Here is an 18,099-nt window from a genome sequence, read left to right on the forward strand (position 1 = left end):
GGAAACTTCCACCGCACGGGCTTCAGGGCCTCGGGGTGCCTAGATGACGGCGCTCCGCTCGGCCAAGTTGCGCAGCGATTCGGGGATGCGAGGGTCCGAGAGTTGGATCAAATCGCGGATGACCTCGCGGGCCAAGTGGTGATCGTGGACCTGCTCGGGAGCCAGAGCCTCGGCCTCCAGGAGTGCGGCTGTGGCCTCGCCGACGTGTCGCCGCTGCGCGTGTGCTCGCGCCACGTCAAGCAGGAAACGTGACTGCCGCTCGGGCGAGAGACCGGATGCGTCAACACGCTGGGCTACCTCTAGAGCAAGCCCCGCGTCTCCCAGCTCCACTGCCGTACTTACGGCGTGGATCTCGACGTTCGTCGGCCCGAATTCCGTGTCGAAGTCGTTGCGGTCGCCGCCCAGCCGCGCCGCGATTCCACGGGCTCGCTCGATGTGCTCGTGGGTCCGTCCTCGGTTGCCCTCCCGGGCGTTGATCACTGCAAGGACGAGGTTCATGGCACCGAGCAGCGATAGCTCTTCCGGCGGGCACGCCGGGGCCTCTGCCCTCGGGCCCATGACGGCCACAGCGGATTGCGCTGCCTGCTCGGCCTGGTCCATATGCTGCTGCCGCATGAAGGCGTGCGCCATTCGGAACAGACTCGCGACGACTTCCAACGGCTTCCCAGCAAGTTCCGCTGCCTGTAGCGCTCGGTCGGCCGCGATCCACGCGGCGTCCGCCTGATCTTGCCGGGTGAAGCTGGCCGCAGCTACCTGGTACGCCTTGGCGCGTAGGCCGTGAAGCTCTGCGCGTTCGCTTGCCGGCGCGTGGCGGACTGCGGTTTCAATGCTTGGGAGAAGCTTGGTGAGATGTTCGCTCAGTGCCGCGTAGCTCGATGCGTGCACGAGAGTCCATGCCTCTTCTACTTGCTGACGGAAGTCGGCAAGAGAAGGAGTCGGTTCGGCCGGGGGCTGTTGGAAGAGACTGCCCAGCGCGGGATGACCAGTAAGGGCTACCCGCAGACCGTCTAGGTCGTTGCTCTTCGTCTGCTCCTCTGGCTCGGCTTCCTCCGCGGCTGGGGCGGCATCCGGACGTAGATCGCTCACGGGCACATTGAGCGCATCGGCGAGAGCTTGAAGGACCGACAGCCGCTCGACGGGCTGTACGCCTCTTTCGACCTGCGAGACCCAACTCTCGGAGCGCCCCATGGCGACGGCAAGGTCGCTCTGTGACATGCCTGCGGCGCGGCGCAGTTCCCTTACTCTTTGGCCGACAGTCTTGATGTTGGAAGCCGTCACTTCTCAGCTCCGGTGGGGTACTTGCCGGCGTACGGCTGAAGGCGGTCAACCTCGGTCTTCTCAACGTACTTGGAGCGCTCGGCCAGGAAGCGACGCGTGTGCGGCTGACGCTCGTGCTCCTCGAAGGCGGCGCGATCGGCGTACAGCTCGAAGAAGATCCGCTCATTGGGTGCGCCCTCGACCTCATGGCACGCATAGACCAGCGTGCCCGGCTCGTGCGCCCGGATCCCTTCGGCCGTCTCCCGGATCAGCGCGTCAAACGCCTCGCCTGCACCGTCGCGCACCGTGAAGCGAACAAAAAGCCCGTAGTTGGCCATTTCAGCCTCCTTCTTGTCGCACTCAGTGTTGCAGACTCGGAGTTCTTCTACTACTCGCAGTTTTTCTGTTGACTCGCAGTTTTTCTGCGAGTAGCTTCGGGAGTGTCGCAACAACAAGCTGCCCCGGTCTGCGTGCCATCCGCCAAGATCACAAAGCAGCCCGGGGCTCATCCCAAAAAGGGAGACTCCATCATGCGTCAGATCCCCGTCGACACCTCCGCCGCGACCGTGATGGTCGCCAAGCCCCCGCAGCCCAAGGTCAAGGACCGCCGTACCGGTGAGATCGCCACCGACGCCGAGACCGGCGCGCAGCTGATGACGGTCGACGTGATGTTCGCGGCGAACGACGAGGTCGAGATCCTGTCCATCACCGTCCCCGAGCCCGGCATCACCGGCGAGCTGGCCATGGGCACCCCGGTCGCGCTCACCGGGCTGATCGCCCGCCCGTGGGAGAACGACTTCAACGGCCAGAAGCGCCACGGCATCGCGTTCCGCGCGGTCGCCGTCACCTCACTCGCCGCCGCTGCCTCGAAGCCGAAGGCGGCCTGACCATGACCGGGTTAACGGTCACACTGGTGCTGGTCGTTGCCGCTGCGGGTTTCCTGCGGTGGCGGCGCCCCGCCTGGTACTGGCTCACCTTCGGTGTCGCGCTGGCGAGCCTGCGGGTCCTGTTCCGGTACGGGTCCGTGATGGACGCCTGCGGGCTGACGGTTCCGCCCTCGCGCTGGCGCCTCGCCCTGGCTCGGGCCACGAGCCGGCCGGTTCCCGGTCCCCGGGCCCCGCGCATCCTGCGTCTGCGGCCCACTCGGACGGGCCTGGTGCTGCGGCTCAAGCTCCGTCCCGGTCAGGATGCCTTCGACGTGTCGGCCTCGTGTGATCGGCTGCGGCACTCGTTCGCCATGTACGGCGTCACCTCGCGAGAACTGCGCTCCGGCGTCGTGGAAGTGCGGATGACTGGCTACGACGTGCTCAAGCGGGTGCAGATGTCGGCCAAGACCGACACCCGGCCGATGCGGGTCCCGGTCGCCCTGCGCGAGGACGGCGCCGTCCACTACCGCGACTACCGGGCCGTCCCACACGCGCTCACGCTCGGTGCCACGGAGTCTGGCAAGTCCGTCTATCAGCGCAACCTCGTGGCGGCACTCGCTTCACAGCGGGTCGCCCTGGTCGGGATCGACTGCAAGCAGGGTGTGGAACTGTTTCCGCTGGCTCGCCGGTTCTCCGGGCTGGCCGACAACCCGGACACCGCCGCCGAACTCCTCGATGCCCTCGTCTCCCACATGGAGGACGTCTACCAACTCATCCGCGCGGAACAACGCATCACCGCTAATGTGCCGGATGCGGAGATAGCCGCGGACATCTGGGACTTGCCCGACAACCTGCGACCGGTTCCGGTCGTGGTCCTGGTCGACGAGGTCGCCGAACTCGCGCTGTTCGCTAACAAGGAGCAGGAGAAGCGCCGGGACCGGATCATCACCGCTCTCGCCCGGCTCGCCCAGCTCGGCCGTGCCGCCGGCGTCTACCTGGAGATCTGCGGGCAGCGTTTCGGCTCCGAACTCGGCAAGGGCATCACCATGCTCCGTGCCCAGCTCACCGGCCGTACCGCCCACCGCGTCAACGACGAGTCCTCGGCGAACATGGCCTTCGGGGACATCGCCCCGGACGCCGTCCTCGCCGCGATCCAGATCCCGACCGACATGCCCGGCGTCGCCATCACCGGCGACTCGACCGGCGGTTGGGCTCGTATCCGCGCCCCGCACACCTCGCTACGGCAGGCCGTGAACACCTGCAACCGGTATGCCGACCTGGCCCCGGACCTGCCCGCTCTGGCTCCTTTCCGACCTGTGCTCGGCGTCCCGAAGCCCGTCGACGCTCCGGCCGTCGAGTCCATCCCGGCCACAGCCTGATCCCTCCCGATCCACGGTCGGCGCGACCGCATCGCGCCAGGGCCCTACCCGAGCCATGCCTGATCCCAGGAAGGACACCGGATGTTCTGCGAGCACTGCGGCGACGACAACGGCCGTATCACCGGCATCGACCACGACGAACGGGACTGCCCCCGGTACGAGGTCGACGCCGACCCGGACGACGCCGACGACGGGGAGGAGTGAGCCTCATGTGCCCCGACTGCGAGGACTTCACCCGCACCGTGGTGATGCTCGGCGACCTGGCCCTGTACGCCGACAGGATCGGCGCTGACCAGGACTTCATCGACACCGTGGGCCCGTGCCTGGCGGCGTCGCTGCCCGAGCCGCCGACCGGCACCTTCCCGCCCGGCTACGACCCGAACGAGGGCCCCGAGTACCCGGGTGAGGGGTGGTGACCGTGCCGACCACGAAGAAGCCCGACGTCGGCCGCAAGCCCCGGCCGAAGAAGTGCCCCGACTGCAACGGCGCCGGCGAGATCACCGAAACCGTCCGGGTCGGCGTCCGCAAGGGCCGTGCCACCGATGACCGGCAGACCGCCATGTGCCTGACCTGCTGGGGATCCGGCGAGGCGCCCGCCGACTGAACCCCTGCCGGGGCTGGGCGGCCGGACCTCGATCCCCGCCCAGCCCCTGGCCCAACCCCTGCATAGGGAGGTGCCGACATGACCCGCTCGATCCGCTTCGACGCCGTCCTCGTACAGGCCGTGATCGCCGGGGCCCTGTCCTTCGCCCACCTGCACGACCTCGCCGCCGCTGCCGGACAGTCCGGCTGGAAAGCGTGGGCCTACCCGATCAGCGTTGACTTGCTCCTGGTTGCCGCCTGGCGACGGCTCCGCAATGCCGGGCCGTCCCGGCTGGCCTGGTGCTGGTTCCTGATTGCCCTGTTTGCCTCGCTCGGCGCCAACGTCGCCACTGCCGGCTTCCTCGACTTGGCCCACCCGCCCGCGCTGCTCCGCCTCGGCATCGCCGGATGGCCCGCGCTGGCTTTCCTCGGCGGCACCCTGCTCGCCCACTCGGCCAGCGACCCGGCACCCGCAACGGCGGCTCCTGCCCCGGCCACCGAACCGGACCCCGAGCCCGACACCGAACCGGAGTCCGCTCCGGAGCGGGTGACCGTCGCCAACGACACCCTGGCGCTACCCGCCGGCGACCCGGCCCCCGCCCCTGCTTCGGCTCCCGCTCTCGAAGTGGCGGTTCCGGCTCCGCTGGTCGCTCACGCGCGGAAGGTCGCCACCGACCACGAGGCCCGTACCGGCTCCCCGATCGACACCGACACCCTGCGCGCCCGCCTCGGCGTCCCCGCCCCGATGGCGGACGCCATCGCCGCCCAACTCGCCTGACAGGAGGTCAGCACATGCCCGCCCGCGACTTCTTCCACTCCGTAATGAGCATCGGCCCGGTGCAGATCGGCACCCATCGCGACCGCCACGGTCAGACCAAGCACGCCGCCGTGTGCACGTCCGACGACTGCGGTTGGTCCGCTGACTACTCCAGCCAGTCCGCCGCCCAGCTCGCCGCCCGCACCCACCGCTGCCGCGTCCGTTAGGAGTCCACCGCCATGCAGGTCCCGCTCTGGTTCGCGCTGCTCGTCGTCGGCTACCTCGGCGTCAAGCTCATCCGTCCGCCGGCCTGGCTCATCGCCGTGCTCCTTCTCGGCGGCTTCCTCTTCGCCGACAGCGTCCTGGCCCCGGCCATCAACGGCCTGATCAAGTAAACCCCCTTGGAAGGGAGTCCCACCATGCTCCGCCCGAAGATCCCGACCATGCCCACTCCGACCGGGCACGTCACGCCGCCGGCCCCCGTGGAGCCAACCACCATCGTTCCCAGTGTTCAGAGCCCGCCGGTCGCGTCGACGGCCCCGGCGCCGTCCCGGCCGGTGGTGCAGCTCACCCCCGGCACCGTGATCGCCCTCGTTGGCGGCGGCACCGCCGTCGTACTGGTCGTCGGCGCCGTCCTCGTCTCCATGCTCCTGGCGGTCGCCATCACCGGCGTCTCGGTCGCCGTGGTCGCCGTCGTCCTGCGCTCGCTGCTCGCCTCCGAGGCCAAGCGGCGCTGACCGGCCCCCGGAGCGGCCTCGGTCGCCAAACTTCCGCCGCTCCGGGCGCCTCCCCTTCGATCCAACGGACCCGAAAGGCAAGCCCATCATGCCCCAGAGCACGCCGACCTCGCGCATCTGCCGCGACTGCGACGGCTTCGCCTCCGTCGCCATCGACACCGGCACCCGTCACACCGACGGCACCCGCGTCACCCTCTGCGTCGACTGCCCCACCTGCAAGGGCACCGGCCACACCGCCCTCGCCTCCGCCCTCGCCCGTGCCGGGAGGTGACCGCCATGGCTCTCCTGAACGGCTTGCGGGTACTGGATCTGTACTGCTGCCAAGGCGGCGCGGCCTGGGGTTACCACCTCGCCGGCTTCGAGGTAACCGGCGTCGACAAGGATGCGCAGCCCCGCTACCCCTTCCGGTTCGTCCAGGCCGACGCGATCGAGTTCGTACGCGAGCACGGAGCAGAGTTTGACTTCATCCACGCCTCCCCGCCCTGCCAGCGCTACACCCTCGCCCAGCGCATCCAGCACCGCGACCACCCCGACCTGATAGCTCCTACCCGCGCCGCGCTTGAAGCCGCCTGCCGCCCGTGGGTGATCGAGAACGTGGAGGAAGCGGCACCTGAGCTGCAGGACCCGGTCACGTTGTGCGCAGCCGTGTTCGGCATGCGCACCTACCGGCACCGGCTGTTCGAGACCGGTGGGGGATTCACCTTCATCGCGCCCCGCCACCGTCGGCACGTCGCACCGCTGACCAAGATGGGCCGCCCCCGCGCTGAGGGGCACTTCGCCCACTACGTCGGCAACTTCTCCGGCGTGCAGGAAGCCCGCGGCGACATGGGCGTGCCCTGGATGAACCGCGATGGCATCCGCGAGTGCATCCCGCCTGCCTACACCCAGTGGATCGGCACCACGCTGTATGCCTTCCTGCTGGAGGTCGCCGCGTGACCGACACCGCGACCTTCGCGGGCCTGGACCCGGTCACCCTGGGGGACCTCCTCCGGGTGGCCGGGCTCCCCGGCTTCGACCGCTGGCAGGACCAGATCAAGCGCACCGGCGGCTGCGCCGACCCGATCCACCTGCGCGGCTGGGTCGTCCACAAGGACAAGGTCACCGGCGAGACCCTGCACCGCTACAGCACCGAGAACGAGCCCGGCGGACGGCTCCGTGTCGCCTGCGGCAACCGCCGGGCCTCCCGCTGCCCCGCCTGCGCCTGGACCTACGCCGGTGACACCTACCACCTGATCCGCGCTGGGCTCGCTGGCGACCCGGATAAGGACATCCCCGGCACCGTCCGCGATCACCCGCGGGTGTTCGCCACCTTCACCGCGCCCTCGTTCGGCCCAGTCCACAACCGGCCCGACCGTGGCGCCTGCCGCTGTGGCACCCGCCACCCCGCCGACGACCCCGCCCTCGGCACGGCACTCGACCCGGTTACGTACGACTACGTCGGCGCTGTGCTGTTCAACAACCACGCGGGTGAGCTGTGGATGCGCACCATCAACCGGCTCCGCCGTGAGATCGCCAAGCGTGCCGGGCTGACACAGCGCGAACTCGCCGAGACCTGCCGACTGTCGTACGGCAAGGTCGCCGAGTTCCAGAAGCGGGGCGCCGTCCACTTCCATGCCGTGATCCGCCTCGACGGGCCCGACGGTCCCGACTCGGCTCCGCCGTCCTGGGCAACTACCGGCCTGCTCACCGAAGCCATCCGAGCCGCTGCCGCGCACCCCTACAGCCGCGTCAGCGTCCCGTCCGTCGGCGACCAACCCGCCCGCACCTTCCAGTGGGGCCAACAGCTCGACGTCCGCCCGGTCATGGCGTTCGGCGACGGCTCCCACCTGACCGAACAGGCGGTCGCCTCCTACGTGGCCAAGTACGCCACGAAAGCCGCCGAGAACACCGGCACCCTTGACCGCCGCATCGGCGAACTCTCTGAACTCGACCGCCACGGCGTTCCCGACCACGCTCGGCGCCTGATCAGCGCCTGCCGAGACCTGGATGAGCTATACCCCGACCGGCGCCTGTGGGCCTGGGCTCACATGCTCGGCTTCCGCGGGCACTTTTCCTCCAAGTCCCGCCGCTACTCGACCACGCTCGGCGCCCTCCGCCAGACACGCGCCGACTTCCGCGCTGCACAGGAACGCGCCGCCCTCGGCCTGGACGACGTCGAGCCGGACACCGTCCTCGTCCTCACGGACTGGCAGTACGCCGGCCACGGCCACACCCCGGGCGAATCAGCGCTAGCCGCCACCATCGCCCGGGATCTCCAGCTCAACCGCCAAACCGCCCGCGAAGAACTCTTGGCCCTGGAAGGAGCCTGAGGTGAAAGACGAGCTGATGACCGTCCGGCAGATCCTCGATGAGCTCGGGGGAGTTTCTCGGCGGACGTTCTACCGCTGGCGTGAGCTGGGGCAAGGGCCAGCCGCTTTCAAGCTCCCCAACGGGGAACTGCGGGTTTGGCGGAGCGACTTCCGGACCTGGCTGCGGCAGTTGGAGACCGCCGCGTGAAGTCTCTCGACGTGAAGGTCTGGGGCGTTCGTAAGCGGGACACCAAAACACCGTCCTACGGAGTCCGCTGGTCAGTAGCCGGTAACGTCTTCTCCGAGTCTTTCCGCACCAAGGCGCTCGCTGACCACTACCGCACGAAGCTCATGCGTGCGATGCGCGATGGCGAGGAGTTCGACACGGGGACTGGCCTTCCGGCATCGATGGGGGAGACGAAGTCGGCCGTGTCGTGGTACGACTTCGCCCTCAGGTACCTCGCCATGAAATGGCCACATGCCGCCCCCAATACACGAGACGGCATCAACGAGTCGCTTACCAGCGTGACGGTAGAACTCCTAGGTGAGCGCGCGGGTCGGCCGGCCGATGAGACGATTCGCAAGGCGCTGCGCAACTGGGCCTTCGTGTTGCCGGGGCCTGCCGACCGGGAAGTGCCCGAAGACGTGCGGAACGTTCTTCACTGGGTGTCCAAGGCATCTCGGCCGCTCGCCGATCTCGCTGAACCTGCCACAGCACGGGCAGTGCTCGACTCGCTGAAACTCAAGCTCGACGGCACAGCCGCGGCGGCGGAAACGGTGAGGCGTAAGCGCCGGACGCTCGTCAACGCTGCGAACTATGCGGTTGACTTGGGGGAGCTGCGTGAGAACCCGATCACGGCGGTTCGCTGGCAGAAGCCCAAGGTCTCGAATCAGGTCGATCCGCGCGTTGTCGCCAACCCGGAGCAGGCTCGCAATCTCCTGGCGGCAGTGTCTTACGTGGGCGGCTACCGGCGTGCTCGCGGCCGGCGCCTCGTCGGGCTGTTCGCGGCGATGTACTTCGGCGGCCTCCGTCCTGCTGAGGCGGTCGGCCTGGTGGAGACTGACCTTGTTCTTCCCAAGCTGGGCTGGGGATCGGCGCTGCTTCACCGGACTCGCCCTTCGGTCGGCAAGCAGTGGACCGACTCGGGGCAGACCCACGACGACCGCGGGCTCAAGAATCGGCCGACTGAGGACGTTCGGCCGGTGCCCATTCCGCCTCAGCTCGTTGCGGTGCTCCGCGATCACCTCACCACTTTCGGCACGGCGGAGGACGGGCGACTCTTCTTCAGCGAGAAGGGCTCGGTCGTCCCGTCCTCGACCTACTACCGCGTGTGGCAGGAGGCTCGGCTCCTGGCGCTCCCGCCGGCCGTCGCGGCCTCGCCGCTCGCGAGTAGGCCGTACGACCTTCGGCATTCGGCGCTGTCGACCTGGCTCAATGCGGGAGTAGATCCCACCGAAGTTGCCGAGCGCGCCGGCAACAGCGTCGAAGTCCTGCTGACCCGATACGCGAAGTGCCTCGACGGTCGGCAGGACGTCGCCAACCGCCGTATCGAGGACCTGCTCCGCGAGTACGAGTGAGACAACCTGTGCCACCCCGAGGCCCCAGGCATGCCGCCGGGGGCCTCCCTCGTTTCGTGCCTACTGGGGCGATGCTTCACCCGGATGGAACGAACTGAGCTGCGCCGCGCGCCCTGCGGTCTTGTGGCCTCGTTGTGCTTCCTGCTGGCATGTCGGCAACGCCAATGCGAGACCACCGGGGGGCCTTGTGGAGCTGCACGTCACGCGCTGGAAGCGGTACGGGCATGATCGTCTGTACGCCAACCTGCCTGATGGCACCGCGGTCGGTTGGGCGGACGTCACGACGGGGGACATCACGGTCTTGCGGGCCGAGTGCCGCGACGAGGTGCTCGCCGTGCTCACGAAGCACTTACAGAGCCTCACCCAGCCTGTCTCGCCAGACCGGGCGCCGGAGACTCAGGCGCGTCCGGTGCTGCCGCCTCTGACGCCGGCCGACGACCTGGCCAGCAACCCTCCTGGGGAGTCCTTGCGTGATCTGCTCGCCCAATCCGGCCCGGGGCTGATGGAGCGAGCCATCTCACGGCTGCTGCGGCGGCCCTCAGAATGGGATTCCTGGCGAAAGGGATTGGCGGGGGAGCGGCGAGTGGGCGCCGAGCTGAACCGCTTGGGGCGTCACGGCTGGCGCGTCCTGCACTCCGTCCCCTTAGCCAACAAAGTGGATATCGATCACTTACTGATCGGGCCTGGTGGAGTGTTCAGCATCAATACGAAGCACCACCACAAGCGGGCCGTATGGGTCGGGGACGATTCCGTGAAAGTCGATCACGGGAAACCGGCGCCCTACGCACGCAAGAGCCGGGCGGAGGCCAAGCGAGTCGGCCGAGTGCTTGAGTGCTATTGCGACTTCCCGGTACCGGTGGAGCCGGTGCTCGTCTTCGTCGGTGTCACCGAGCTGAAGGTGGTCGCTACGCAGCTCGATGTCCGGGTGTACCAAGAGCGTCAGGTATCGGCCCTCGCTCCGCTCTCCGGCGTTCTCACGGCCGACCAGGTGGCGCAGGTGTACAGCGTTGCTCGTCATCGTCAGGCGTGGGCCCAGGCCTGAGTTGGTGGCCGCAGTGAGGTGCCGGCAGCCCTGCTGGGCGGCCGTGATAGCCCTCGCGGCCTGACGATTCGGTGCCGAGCGAGGGCTCCTGGCGTTAAGTACGGGCCTCGCCTCTTCCTGGACCTCACCTGCGGCGATGCTCCAAGATCCCGTCCACGCCTCGTCCACAGACCCCGACATACGGCCGCTTCGGGCGGCATACGGCTGCACATACGCGAAGACCCCGGCCTCAGCGTTCTCGCTGGTGACGGGGTCTTTGGGCACCTAATCCAAGGTGCCCCCGGCAGGATTCGAACCTGCGCACACGGCTCCGGAGGCCGTTGCTCTATCCCCTGAGCTACGGGGGCGTCCGCTGTGGAGCTGTTTGCTCCTGGCGACGGGTAGAACACTACCAGCTCCCTCGGGGTGTTCATGAACGGGTTTACGGCTGGGCGGGGAGGGGCCCTCGCTCGCGTGGGTGGAAGTGGGGAAAAGCCGGACGCGGTGGCCGGTGCGGACCTACTCTTGAGTTGTGCCGGGCGCGTCGGGTCGGGTGCTTGTTGTGGACGACAACAAGGTCATCCGGCAGCTGATCAGGGTCAATCTTGAGCTGGAGGGGCTTGAGGTCGTGACCGCGGCCGATGGTGCCGAGTGTCTGGATGTGGTTCATGAGGTGCGGCCCGATGTCGTGACCTTGGACGTCGTCATGCCCCGGCTGGACGGCCTGCGGACCGCCGCCCTGCTGCGCGCCGACCCCCGGACTCGTGATCTTCCCCTCGCCATCGTCAGTGCCTGCACCCAGTACGAGGTCGAGGGCGGGTTGGACATCGGGGTTGACGCCTTTCTCGCCAAGCCGTTCGAGCCCGCCGAACTCGTCAGCGTCGTACGGCAGTTGATCGAGAGGGGGCCCCGGGGGTGCGGCAGGCCGGTCGGAGGGGATGAGGGCGAGCCTGTCCTTGGTGGCTCCTTCGATTCCGGAGAGGAAGAGGTCGAGCTTTCGACGGAGCGTGCCGGCCGCACCGGTGCCTGATCCGCCGCGCAGTGCACCGGTGGGTGCGGTTTCGCGTCTGTACGTCCTGGGAGGGCGTTAGCTTGCCCGCGGGTGCAGGCAGCGATCGCCGCCTGCCGATACCAGGCAGGCCACCAAGCCAAGCCAACCCCTAGAGCCAACCCAAGCTCGCCCCCAGGCCAACCCGAAGACCGCCCCCCGAGCCAACCCCAAGCCCGCCCCCACCCCGTCCACATCCCGGACCCCACCCCAAACCAACTCGCATACCCACCCCCCTCCTCCCATACGCTTGTCCCGTGACCCCCGTCGAGCTCTCCCGCACCGTGCTGCGCGCGGTGCGTCGTGCTGTTGATGAAGGGGAGCTGAGTGTGACCGTTCCGGAGCGGGTCGTGGTTACGCCGCCGGGGCCCGGGGGGTGTGGTGACTACGCCACCAACATCGCGCTCCAGCTCGCCCGGCCCGCCGGACAGCCGCCGTTGCGCGTCGCCGAGATTCTGCGGCCGCATCTCGTGCGGGCCGAGGGGGTCGGTGACGTCGTCGTCACCGGGCCCGGGTTCATCAACATCTGTTTGGCGGGTGAGGCCGATCCCGTCGGCTCTCTGGTTCGGGAGATCCGGGAGCGCGGGGACGCGTACGGCCATGGCGATGCCCTTGCCGGGGAAGTCGTCGAGTTGCGTGTGCCGTACGAAGCCCGTGCCGAGGTCGTTGCCGACGTGCTCGTGCGGATCGTTGCCGCTCAGGGCGGGCGGGTGGAGATCGATCACCGTGAGCCCGTCAATCTGCGGCCCGTCCCCGCCCCGGAGGACCCCGCTCCGCTCGGTCCCGATGCCGCCCGCTGGGCCCTGCTCCACCCCGCGCCGCACGACCGGCCGCGGATCACCGCCGATCACCTCGTACAGCGCGAGGGGAATCCTCTCTTCCGCGTCCGGTACGCCCACGCCCGCACTCGGGCCCTCAGCCGCAATGCCGCCCGGCTCGGCTTCGACGCCGCACCCGGTGGTATTGCGGACATGGCGAGCATGCCCAACACGGCGGGCGTCGCGGATATTGATGTCCGTGATCTCGTCGACGCCCTCGCCGACTACCCCCGTATCGTCACCGCGGCCGCCACCCACCGTGCCCCGGACCGGCTTGCCCGGCATCTCGTCACCGTCGCCGATGCCGCCCTGCCTTTTCTGCCTGCCGTGCTTCCGTACGGGGACGAGAAACCCTCGGCCGCCCACCGTGCCCGGCTCGCCCTCGCCGAAGCCGCCGGGACGGTGCTGGCCGGTGGCCTGTCCCTGCTCGGCATCGACGCACCCGACCACCTCTGAGCGCGCCCGCCGAAGAGCAGCAGAAGCGCAAGCAGAAGAGCAGAAGCGACGCCCAGAGAGCCAGAAGAGAGCCATAGACAATGAGCCGTTCCGCACATCCCGCCGGGCCCCGTCACGCCGACGTCCTCAGCGAGGGGCACTACTCCGCCCCGCCCGCCGACCTCAACGCCCTCGACGCCAAGGTGTGGGCCCAGACCGTCACCCGTGATCAGCAGGGTGTCGTCAGCGTCGGCGGTATCGACGTCAAGCGGATCGCCGAGGAGTTCGGTACGCCCGCCTACGTCCTCGACGAGGCCGACTTCCGTGCTCGCGCCCGGGCGTGGCGTACGGCCTTTGGGCAGGATGCCGATGTCTTCTACGCCGGGAAGGCGTTCCTCTCGCGTGCCGTCGTGCGGTGGCTGCACGAGGAGGGGCTCAACCTCGACGTGTGCTCCGGCGGTGAGCTGGCCACCGCCCTCTCCGCCGGTATGCCCGCCGACCGCATCGCCTTCCACGGCAACAACAAGTCCCTCGCCGAGATCGAGCGGGCCGTCGACGCGGGTGTGGGGCGGATCGTCCTGGATTCCTTCCAGGAGATCGTGCGCGTCGCCCATGTCGCCGAGTCGCTCGGGAAGCGGCAGCGCGTGCAGATCCGGATCACCGTCGGCGTCGAGGCTCATACGCATGAGTTCATCGCCACCGCCCATGAGGACCAGAAGTTCGGGATCCCGCTGGCCGGCGGGCAGGCGGCGGAAGCCGTGCGGCGTGCCCTTCGGCTCGACGGGCTGGAGCTGATCGGGATCCACTCGCACATCGGGTCGCAGATCTTCGACATGTCCGGGTTCGAGGTCGCCGCCCATCGCGTGGTGGGGCTGCTGAAGGACATCCGGGACGAGCACGGTGTCGAGCTGCCTGAGATCGACCTCGGTGGCGGCCTCGGGATCGCGTACACGAGTGACGACGATCCGCGTGAGCCCCATGAGATCGCCAAGGCGCTGACCGAGATCGTCAGCCGCGAGTGCGAGTCCGCCAGGCTGCGGACTCCCCGTATCTCCGTCGAGCCCGGGCGTGCCATCGTCGGGCCCACCGCCTTCACGCTCTACGAGGTTGGCACGATCAAGCCCCTCGACGGGCTGCGTACGTACGTCTCCGTCGACGGCGGCATGTCGGACAACATCCGCACCGCTCTGTACGACGCCGAGTACAGCGTCGCCCTCGCCTCCCGCACCTCCGACGCCGAGCCCATGCTCGTGCGCGTCGTCGGCAAGCACTGCGAGAGCGGGGACATCGTGGTCAAGGACTCGTTCCTGCCGGCCGACCTGGCACCGGGTGACCTCATCGCGGTCCCGGCCACCGGTGCCTACTGCCGGTCCATGGCCAGCAACTACAACCATGTGCTCCGGCCGCCCGTCGTCGCGGTGAACGACGGCGAGGCCCGGGTGATCGTCCGCCGCGAGACGGAGGAGGACCTCCTGCGTCTCGACGTCGGCTGAGCAAGAACAAGCAGAGAACAAGCAGAGAACAAGCAGAGAACAAGCAGATAAGAACGGGACCCGCTGAGCAGCGAAGAACCGGACCGGAAGATCTCCGGTCTTCCTGTCCCGGCAGAATGAAATAGACATCTCACGATCCGGACGAAGGGTAGAAACTCCCGTCCGGTGAGTGAGACTGGTGCAACCGTAGACGGTATGAGGAAACGAGGTCGGATGATGCGTACGCGTCCGCTGAAGGTGGCGCTGCTGGGCTGTGGGGTTGTCGGCTCAGAGGTGGCGCGCATCATGACGACGCACGCCGAAGACCTCGCCGCGCGGATCGGTGCCCCGGTGGAACTGGCCGGCGTCGCCGTACGGCGGCCGTCCAAGGTCCGCGAGGGCATCGACCCGGCTCTCGTCACCACCGACGCGACCGCGCTCGTCAAACGCGGCGACATCGACGTCGTGGTCGAGGTGATCGGTGGCATCGAGCCCGCGCGGGGCCTCATCACCACCGCCTTCGAGCACGGGGCCTCCGTGGTCTCCGCCAACAAGGCGCTGCTGGCCCAGGACGGGGCCGCCCTGCACGCCGCCGCCGAGGCGAACGGCAAGGACCTCTACTACGAGGCCGCCGTCGCCGGTGCCATCCCGCTGATCCGGCCGCTGCGCGAGTCCCTGGCCGGCGACAAGGTCAACCGGGTGCTCGGCATCGTCAACGGCACGACCAACTTCATCCTCGACAAGATGGACTCCACCGGCGCCGGGTATCAGGAGGCGCTCGACGAGGCCACCGCGCTCGGGTACGCGGAAGCCGACCCCACCGCCGACGTCGAGGGCTTCGACGCCGCCGCCAAGGCCGCGATCCTCGCCGGTATCGCCTTCCACACGCGCGTGCGCCTCGACGACGTCTACCGCGAGGGCATGACCGAGGTCACCGCGGCCGACTTCGCCTCGGCGAAGGAGATGGGCTGCACCATCAAGCTGCTCGCCATCTGTGAGCGGGCCGCGGACGGGGGCTCGGTCACCGCGCGCGTGCACCCCGCGATGATTCCGCTGAGCCACCCGCTCGCCTCCGTGCGCGGCGCGTACAACGCCGTCTTCGTGGAGAGCGACGCCGCCGGGCAGCTCATGTTCTACGGCCCTGGTGCGGGCGGCGCTCCCACCGCCTCGGCCGTTCTCGGCGACCTCGTCGCCGTCTGCCGCAACCGGCTCAGCGGGGCAACGGGGCCCGGCGAGTCGGCGTATGCCGCGCTGCCCGTCTCGCCCATGGGCGAGGTCGTGACCCGTTACCACATCAGCCTCGACGTCGCCGACAAACCGGGTGTTCTCGCCCAGGTGGCGACCGTCTTCGCCGAGCACGGGGTGTCGATCGATACGGTTCGGCAGCAGGGCAAGGACGGCGAGGCCTCCCTCGTCGTCGTCACCCACCGCGCGTCCGACGCCTCCCTGACCGGGACCGTCGAGGCGCTGCGCAAGCTCGACACCGTGCGGGGTGTCGCCAGCATCATGCGGGTTGAAGGAGAGTAACCAGCAATGACCCACCAGTGGCGCGGAATCATCGAGGAGTACCGGGACCGGCTGCCGGTATCCGACACCACGCCGGTCGTGACGCTCCGCGAGGGCGGCACGCCCCTCGTGCCCGCGCAGGTGCTCTCCGAGCGCACGGGCTGCGAGGTCCACCTCAAGGTGGAGGGCGCGAATCCGACCGGGTCCTTCAAGGACCGCGGTATGACCATGGCCATCAGCAAGGCCAAGGAGGAGGGGGCCAAGGCGGTCATCTGCGCCTCCACGGGCAATACGTCCGCCTCCGCCGCCGCCTACGCCGTGCGTGCCGGGATGGTCTCCGCCGTGCTGGTGCCCCGCGGGAAGATCGCGCTCGGCAAGATGGGCCAGGCCCTCGTGCACGGAGCGAAGATCCTCCAGGTCGACGGCAACTTCGACGACTGCCTCACGCTCGCCCGCAATCTGAGCGACAACTACCCCGTGGCGCTGGTCAATTCGGTGAACCCGGTGCGGATCGAGGGCCAGAAGACGGCTGCCTTCGAGATCGTGGACATGCTGGGCGACGCCCCGGACATCCATGTGCTGCCGGTGGGCAACGCGGGCAACATCACCGCGTACTGGAGGGGGTACCGGGAGTACGCCGCCGACGGCGTGTCCGCCAGGACTCCTCGCATGTGGGGATTCCAGGCCTCCGGCAGCGCCCCGATCGTGCGCGGCGAGGTCGTCAAGGACCCCTCGACCATCGCCACCGCCATCCGTATCGGCAACCCGGCGTCCTGGCAGTACGCACTGGCGGCGCGGGACGAGTCTGGCGGTCTCATCGACGAGGTGACGGACCGTGAAATCCTGCGCGCCTACCGGCTGTTGGCCGCTCAGGAGGGTGTTTTCGTGGAGCCCGCGTCCGCCGCGTCGGTGGCCGGTCTGCTGAAGGCCGCCGAGCAGGGCAGGGTCGACCCGGGCCAGCGGATCGTGTGCACGGTCACCGGCAACGGCCTCAAGGACCCGGACTGGGCCGTCGCGGGCGCACCGCAGCCGGTCACCGTTCCGGTCGACGCGGTGGCGGCGGCCGAGCGGCTGGGCCTTGCCTGAGGTCTGAGGTCCGACGCCCGAGGCAGGCCCGCTCGTGGCCTGCTCCGGGTGCGCTCGGGGAACGCCCCCGGGCAACCTGAGAACCGCTTGTGGCGTCTTAACCTGGGAAGTCCCTAGAAGGGGGGCACAGGGGGCTTGCGACACGCATCGTGCGCCTCCTGTGCGCCCTATGTCGCCACAGAACCTTCCTTCGATAGGCTGTAGTCAACCCGCCCGCCGCATATGCCTGCGCATCAGGCAGGGCGCCGCGCCGTTTCAGCGGCCCGAGGGTCCTCACATCCCTATCGAATGTCATTCGACAATCACGCAGCTCAAGGAGAGTCATCGAGCGATGGCCGGTCCAGCGTTCCGCGCCGCCGCCGTCCGGGTGCGCGTCCCCGCCACCAGCGCCAACCTCGGCCCGGGCTTCGACGCCCTCGGCCTCGCGCTGGGGCTCTACGACGACGTCGTCGTCCGGGTGGCCGACTCCGGGCTGCACATCGACATCGCGGGTGAGGGCAGCGAGACGCTGCCGCGAGACGAGAGCCACCTTCTCGTACGGTCCCTGCGCACCGCCTTCGATCTGCTGGGCGGACAGCCCCGCGGCCTGGAAATCGTCTGCGCCAACCGCATTCCGCACGGCCGTGGCCTGGGCTCCTCCTCCGCCGCGATCTGCGCCGGCATCGTCGCCGCCCGCGCCGTGACCATAGGCGGAGAGGCGAAGCTCGACGACACGGCCCTGCTCGAACTCGCCACGGAGATCGAGGGCCACCCCGACAACGTCGCGGCCTGTCTGCTCGGCGGTTTCACGCTCTCCTGGATGGAGGGCGGCGCCGCGCGGGCCATCAGGATGGAGCCCAACGATTCCATCGTTCCGGTGGTTTTCGTGCCCGGAAAGCCGGTCCTGACCGAGACCGCGCGCGGCCTGCTGCCGCGCACCGTGCCGCACGTCGACGCCGCCGCCAACGCGGGCCGTGCCGCCCTGCTCGTAGAGGCCCTGACCAGGCGCCCCGAGCTGCTGCTGCCCGCCACCGAGGACCGCCTACACCAGGAGTACCGCGCCCCGGCCATGCCGGAGAGCGCCGCGCTGGTGGAGCGGCTGCGCGCCGACGGGATCCCGGCCGTCATCTCGGGCGCCGGGCCCACCGTCATGGCACTGGCCGACGCCGGGACCGCCGACAAGGTGGAGGCCCTGGCCGGCGTGGACTGGGCCGCCAACCGGCTGAGCCTGGATGTCCAGGGAGCGAGCGTGCTGCCGCTTGCGACCTGACACACGGTTGCCGGATTTGG

23 protein-coding genes and 1 tRNA gene are annotated in these 18,099 nt (G+C 69.1%); 21 read left to right on the forward strand and 3 right to left on the reverse strand.

Features of this window, described 5'->3' with window-relative positions; all coding sequences use genetic code 11:
- Positions 1–39: 39 nt before the first annotated feature.
- On the reverse strand, positions 40–1,278 hold the full coding sequence (locus AB0I54_RS03880) for a helix-turn-helix transcriptional regulator (RefSeq protein ID WP_363294246.1): 1,239 nt from the start codon (positions 1,276–1,278) through the stop codon (positions 40–42).
- Positions 1,275–1,595, reverse strand: coding sequence for a putative quinol monooxygenase (locus AB0I54_RS03885; protein WP_363294247.1), 321 nt, complete (start codon positions 1,593–1,595; stop codon positions 1,275–1,277). Before AB0I54_RS03885 ends, AB0I54_RS03880 begins: the two co-directional genes overlap by 4 nt.
- Positions 1,596–1,787: 192 nt before the next feature.
- Between AB0I54_RS03885 and AB0I54_RS03890 the strand changes: the two genes are divergently transcribed.
- The 15 genes from AB0I54_RS03890 to AB0I54_RS03960 all read left to right on the forward strand — a co-directional run bounded on the left by AB0I54_RS03890 (position 1,788) and on the right by AB0I54_RS03960 (position 10,486).
- Positions 1,788–2,144 carry a hypothetical protein gene (locus AB0I54_RS03890; RefSeq protein ID WP_363294248.1) on the forward strand — a complete coding sequence of 119 codons (357 nt, stop codon included), beginning with the start codon at positions 1,788–1,790 and terminating at the stop codon, positions 2,142–2,144.
- Between the two features lie 2 nt (positions 2,145–2,146).
- Positions 2,147–3,502 (forward strand): FtsK/SpoIIIE domain-containing protein, encoded by a 1,356-nt coding sequence (locus AB0I54_RS03895; protein WP_363294249.1) that lies wholly within the window; start codon positions 2,147–2,149, stop codon positions 3,500–3,502.
- 81 nt (positions 3,503–3,583) lie between these two features.
- Complete coding sequence (locus AB0I54_RS03900; RefSeq protein WP_363294250.1) at positions 3,584–3,706, forward strand: hypothetical protein; 123 nt, start codon at positions 3,584–3,586, stop codon at positions 3,704–3,706.
- Between the two features lie 5 nt (positions 3,707–3,711).
- A complete protein-coding gene (locus AB0I54_RS03905; protein ID WP_363294251.1) occupies positions 3,712–3,918 on the forward strand; it encodes a hypothetical protein in 207 nt (68 codons plus the stop codon).
- 2 nt (positions 3,919–3,920) lie between these two features.
- On the forward strand, positions 3,921–4,106 hold the full coding sequence (locus tag AB0I54_RS03910) for a hypothetical protein (protein WP_363294252.1): 186 nt from the start codon (positions 3,921–3,923) through the stop codon (positions 4,104–4,106).
- A 78-nt stretch (positions 4,107–4,184) separates the two neighbouring features.
- Positions 4,185–4,862 (forward strand): DUF2637 domain-containing protein, encoded by a 678-nt coding sequence (locus AB0I54_RS03915; protein WP_363294253.1) that lies wholly within the window; start codon positions 4,185–4,187, stop codon positions 4,860–4,862.
- A 14-nt stretch (positions 4,863–4,876) separates the two neighbouring features.
- Positions 4,877–5,068, forward strand: coding sequence for a mobile element transfer protein (locus AB0I54_RS03920; RefSeq protein ID WP_363294254.1), 192 nt, complete (start codon positions 4,877–4,879; stop codon positions 5,066–5,068).
- Positions 5,069–5,080: 12 nt separating this feature from the next.
- Positions 5,081–5,236, forward strand: coding sequence for a hypothetical protein (locus AB0I54_RS03925; RefSeq protein WP_363294255.1), 156 nt, complete (start codon positions 5,081–5,083; stop codon positions 5,234–5,236).
- Positions 5,237–5,260: 24 nt separating this feature from the next.
- Positions 5,261–5,578, forward strand: coding sequence for a SpdD-like protein (locus AB0I54_RS03930; protein ID WP_363294256.1), 318 nt, complete (start codon positions 5,261–5,263; stop codon positions 5,576–5,578).
- Between the two features lie 88 nt (positions 5,579–5,666).
- Positions 5,667–5,849, forward strand: coding sequence for a hypothetical protein (locus tag AB0I54_RS03935; protein ID WP_363294257.1), 183 nt, complete (start codon positions 5,667–5,669; stop codon positions 5,847–5,849).
- Between the two features lie 5 nt (positions 5,850–5,854).
- On the forward strand, positions 5,855–6,514 hold the full coding sequence (locus AB0I54_RS03940; RefSeq protein ID WP_363294258.1) for an SAM-dependent methyltransferase: 660 nt from the start codon (positions 5,855–5,857) through the stop codon (positions 6,512–6,514).
- A complete protein-coding gene (gene repSA / locus AB0I54_RS03945) occupies positions 6,511–7,887 on the forward strand; it encodes a replication initiator protein RepSA (protein ID WP_363294259.1) in 1,377 nt (458 codons plus the stop codon). Before AB0I54_RS03940 ends, repSA begins: the two co-directional genes overlap by 4 nt.
- 16 nt (positions 7,888–7,903) lie before the next feature.
- On the forward strand, positions 7,904–8,074 hold the full coding sequence (locus AB0I54_RS03950) for a helix-turn-helix domain-containing protein (protein WP_360973688.1): 171 nt from the start codon (positions 7,904–7,906) through the stop codon (positions 8,072–8,074).
- A complete protein-coding gene (locus tag AB0I54_RS03955; RefSeq protein WP_363294260.1) occupies positions 8,071–9,444 on the forward strand; it encodes a site-specific integrase in 1,374 nt (457 codons plus the stop codon). The genes AB0I54_RS03950 and AB0I54_RS03955 overlap by 4 nt, the downstream gene beginning before the upstream one ends.
- Positions 9,445–9,631: 187 nt before the next feature.
- Entirely contained in the window at positions 9,632–10,486 is an 855-nt protein-coding gene (locus AB0I54_RS03960; protein ID WP_363294261.1) for a nuclease-related domain-containing protein, read from the forward strand.
- Between the two features lie 275 nt (positions 10,487–10,761).
- On the opposite strand, the gene AB0I54_RS03965 is transcribed toward AB0I54_RS03960, so the two are convergent.
- A tRNA-Arg gene (locus AB0I54_RS03965) sits at positions 10,762–10,833 on the reverse strand.
- Positions 10,834–11,018: 185 nt separating this feature from the next.
- Between AB0I54_RS03965 and AB0I54_RS03970 the strand changes: the two genes are divergently transcribed.
- From AB0I54_RS03970 to thrB, 6 genes are all read left to right on the forward strand, one after another.
- Entirely contained in the window at positions 11,019–11,495 is a 477-nt protein-coding gene (locus AB0I54_RS03970) for a response regulator (protein ID WP_363294262.1), read from the forward strand.
- Positions 11,496–11,770: 275 nt separating this feature from the next.
- The gene (nrtL, locus tag AB0I54_RS03975; RefSeq protein ID WP_363294263.1) at positions 11,771–12,787 is read left to right on the forward strand and encodes an ArgS-related anticodon-binding protein NrtL; all 1,017 of its coding nucleotides are present in this window, start codon (positions 11,771–11,773) and stop codon (positions 12,785–12,787) included.
- Between the two features lie 80 nt (positions 12,788–12,867).
- Entirely contained in the window at positions 12,868–14,259 is a 1,392-nt protein-coding gene (lysA, locus tag AB0I54_RS03980) for a diaminopimelate decarboxylase (RefSeq protein WP_363294264.1), read from the forward strand.
- A gap of 216 nt (positions 14,260–14,475) precedes the next feature.
- Positions 14,476–15,765, forward strand: a complete 1,290-nt coding sequence (locus tag AB0I54_RS03985) for a homoserine dehydrogenase (protein WP_363294368.1) — start codon at positions 14,476–14,478, stop codon at positions 15,763–15,765.
- Between the two features lie 6 nt (positions 15,766–15,771).
- Entirely contained in the window at positions 15,772–16,830 is a 1,059-nt protein-coding gene (gene thrC, locus AB0I54_RS03990) for a threonine synthase (RefSeq protein WP_363294265.1), read from the forward strand.
- A 331-nt stretch (positions 16,831–17,161) separates the two neighbouring features.
- Positions 17,162–18,079: a homoserine kinase gene (thrB, locus tag AB0I54_RS03995; RefSeq protein WP_263212677.1), complete on the forward strand. Its 918-nt coding sequence runs from the start codon at positions 17,162–17,164 to the stop codon at positions 18,077–18,079.
- Positions 18,080–18,099 lie beyond the last annotated feature (20 nt).

The sequence above is a fragment of the Streptomyces sp. NPDC050625 genome (genome assembly GCF_040654755.1).
Lineage (GTDB): Bacteria > Actinomycetota > Actinomycetes > Streptomycetales > Streptomycetaceae > Streptomyces.

Coding starts and splice junctions, on each gene's coding strand:
- AB0I54_RS03885 (WP_363294247.1), bottom strand. CDS start 1,595: ATGGCCAACTACGGGCTTTTTGTTCGCTTCACGGTGCGCGACGGTGCA.
- AB0I54_RS03890 (WP_363294248.1), top strand. CDS start 1,788: ATGCGTCAGATCCCCGTCGACACCTCCGCCGCGACCGTGATGGTCGCC.
- AB0I54_RS03895 (WP_363294249.1), top strand. CDS start 2,147: ATGACCGGGTTAACGGTCACACTGGTGCTGGTCGTTGCCGCTGCGGGT.
- AB0I54_RS03900 (WP_363294250.1), top strand. CDS start 3,584: ATGTTCTGCGAGCACTGCGGCGACGACAACGGCCGTATCACCGGCATC.
- AB0I54_RS03905 (WP_363294251.1), top strand. CDS start 3,712: ATGTGCCCCGACTGCGAGGACTTCACCCGCACCGTGGTGATGCTCGGC.
- AB0I54_RS03915 (WP_363294253.1), top strand. CDS start 4,185: ATGACCCGCTCGATCCGCTTCGACGCCGTCCTCGTACAGGCCGTGATC.
- AB0I54_RS03920 (WP_363294254.1), top strand. CDS start 4,877: ATGCCCGCCCGCGACTTCTTCCACTCCGTAATGAGCATCGGCCCGGTG.
- AB0I54_RS03925 (WP_363294255.1), top strand. CDS start 5,081: ATGCAGGTCCCGCTCTGGTTCGCGCTGCTCGTCGTCGGCTACCTCGGC.
- AB0I54_RS03930 (WP_363294256.1), top strand. CDS start 5,261: ATGCTCCGCCCGAAGATCCCGACCATGCCCACTCCGACCGGGCACGTC.
- AB0I54_RS03935 (WP_363294257.1), top strand. CDS start 5,667: ATGCCCCAGAGCACGCCGACCTCGCGCATCTGCCGCGACTGCGACGGC.
- AB0I54_RS03940 (WP_363294258.1), top strand. CDS start 5,855: ATGGCTCTCCTGAACGGCTTGCGGGTACTGGATCTGTACTGCTGCCAA.
- AB0I54_RS03950 (WP_360973688.1), top strand. CDS start 7,904: ATGACCGTCCGGCAGATCCTCGATGAGCTCGGGGGAGTTTCTCGGCGG.
- lysA (WP_363294264.1), top strand. CDS start 12,868: ATGAGCCGTTCCGCACATCCCGCCGGGCCCCGTCACGCCGACGTCCTC.
- AB0I54_RS03985 (WP_363294368.1), top strand. CDS start 14,476: ATGCGTACGCGTCCGCTGAAGGTGGCGCTGCTGGGCTGTGGGGTTGTC.
- thrC (WP_363294265.1), top strand. CDS start 15,772: ATGACCCACCAGTGGCGCGGAATCATCGAGGAGTACCGGGACCGGCTG.
- thrB (WP_263212677.1), top strand. CDS start 17,162: ATGGCCGGTCCAGCGTTCCGCGCCGCCGCCGTCCGGGTGCGCGTCCCC.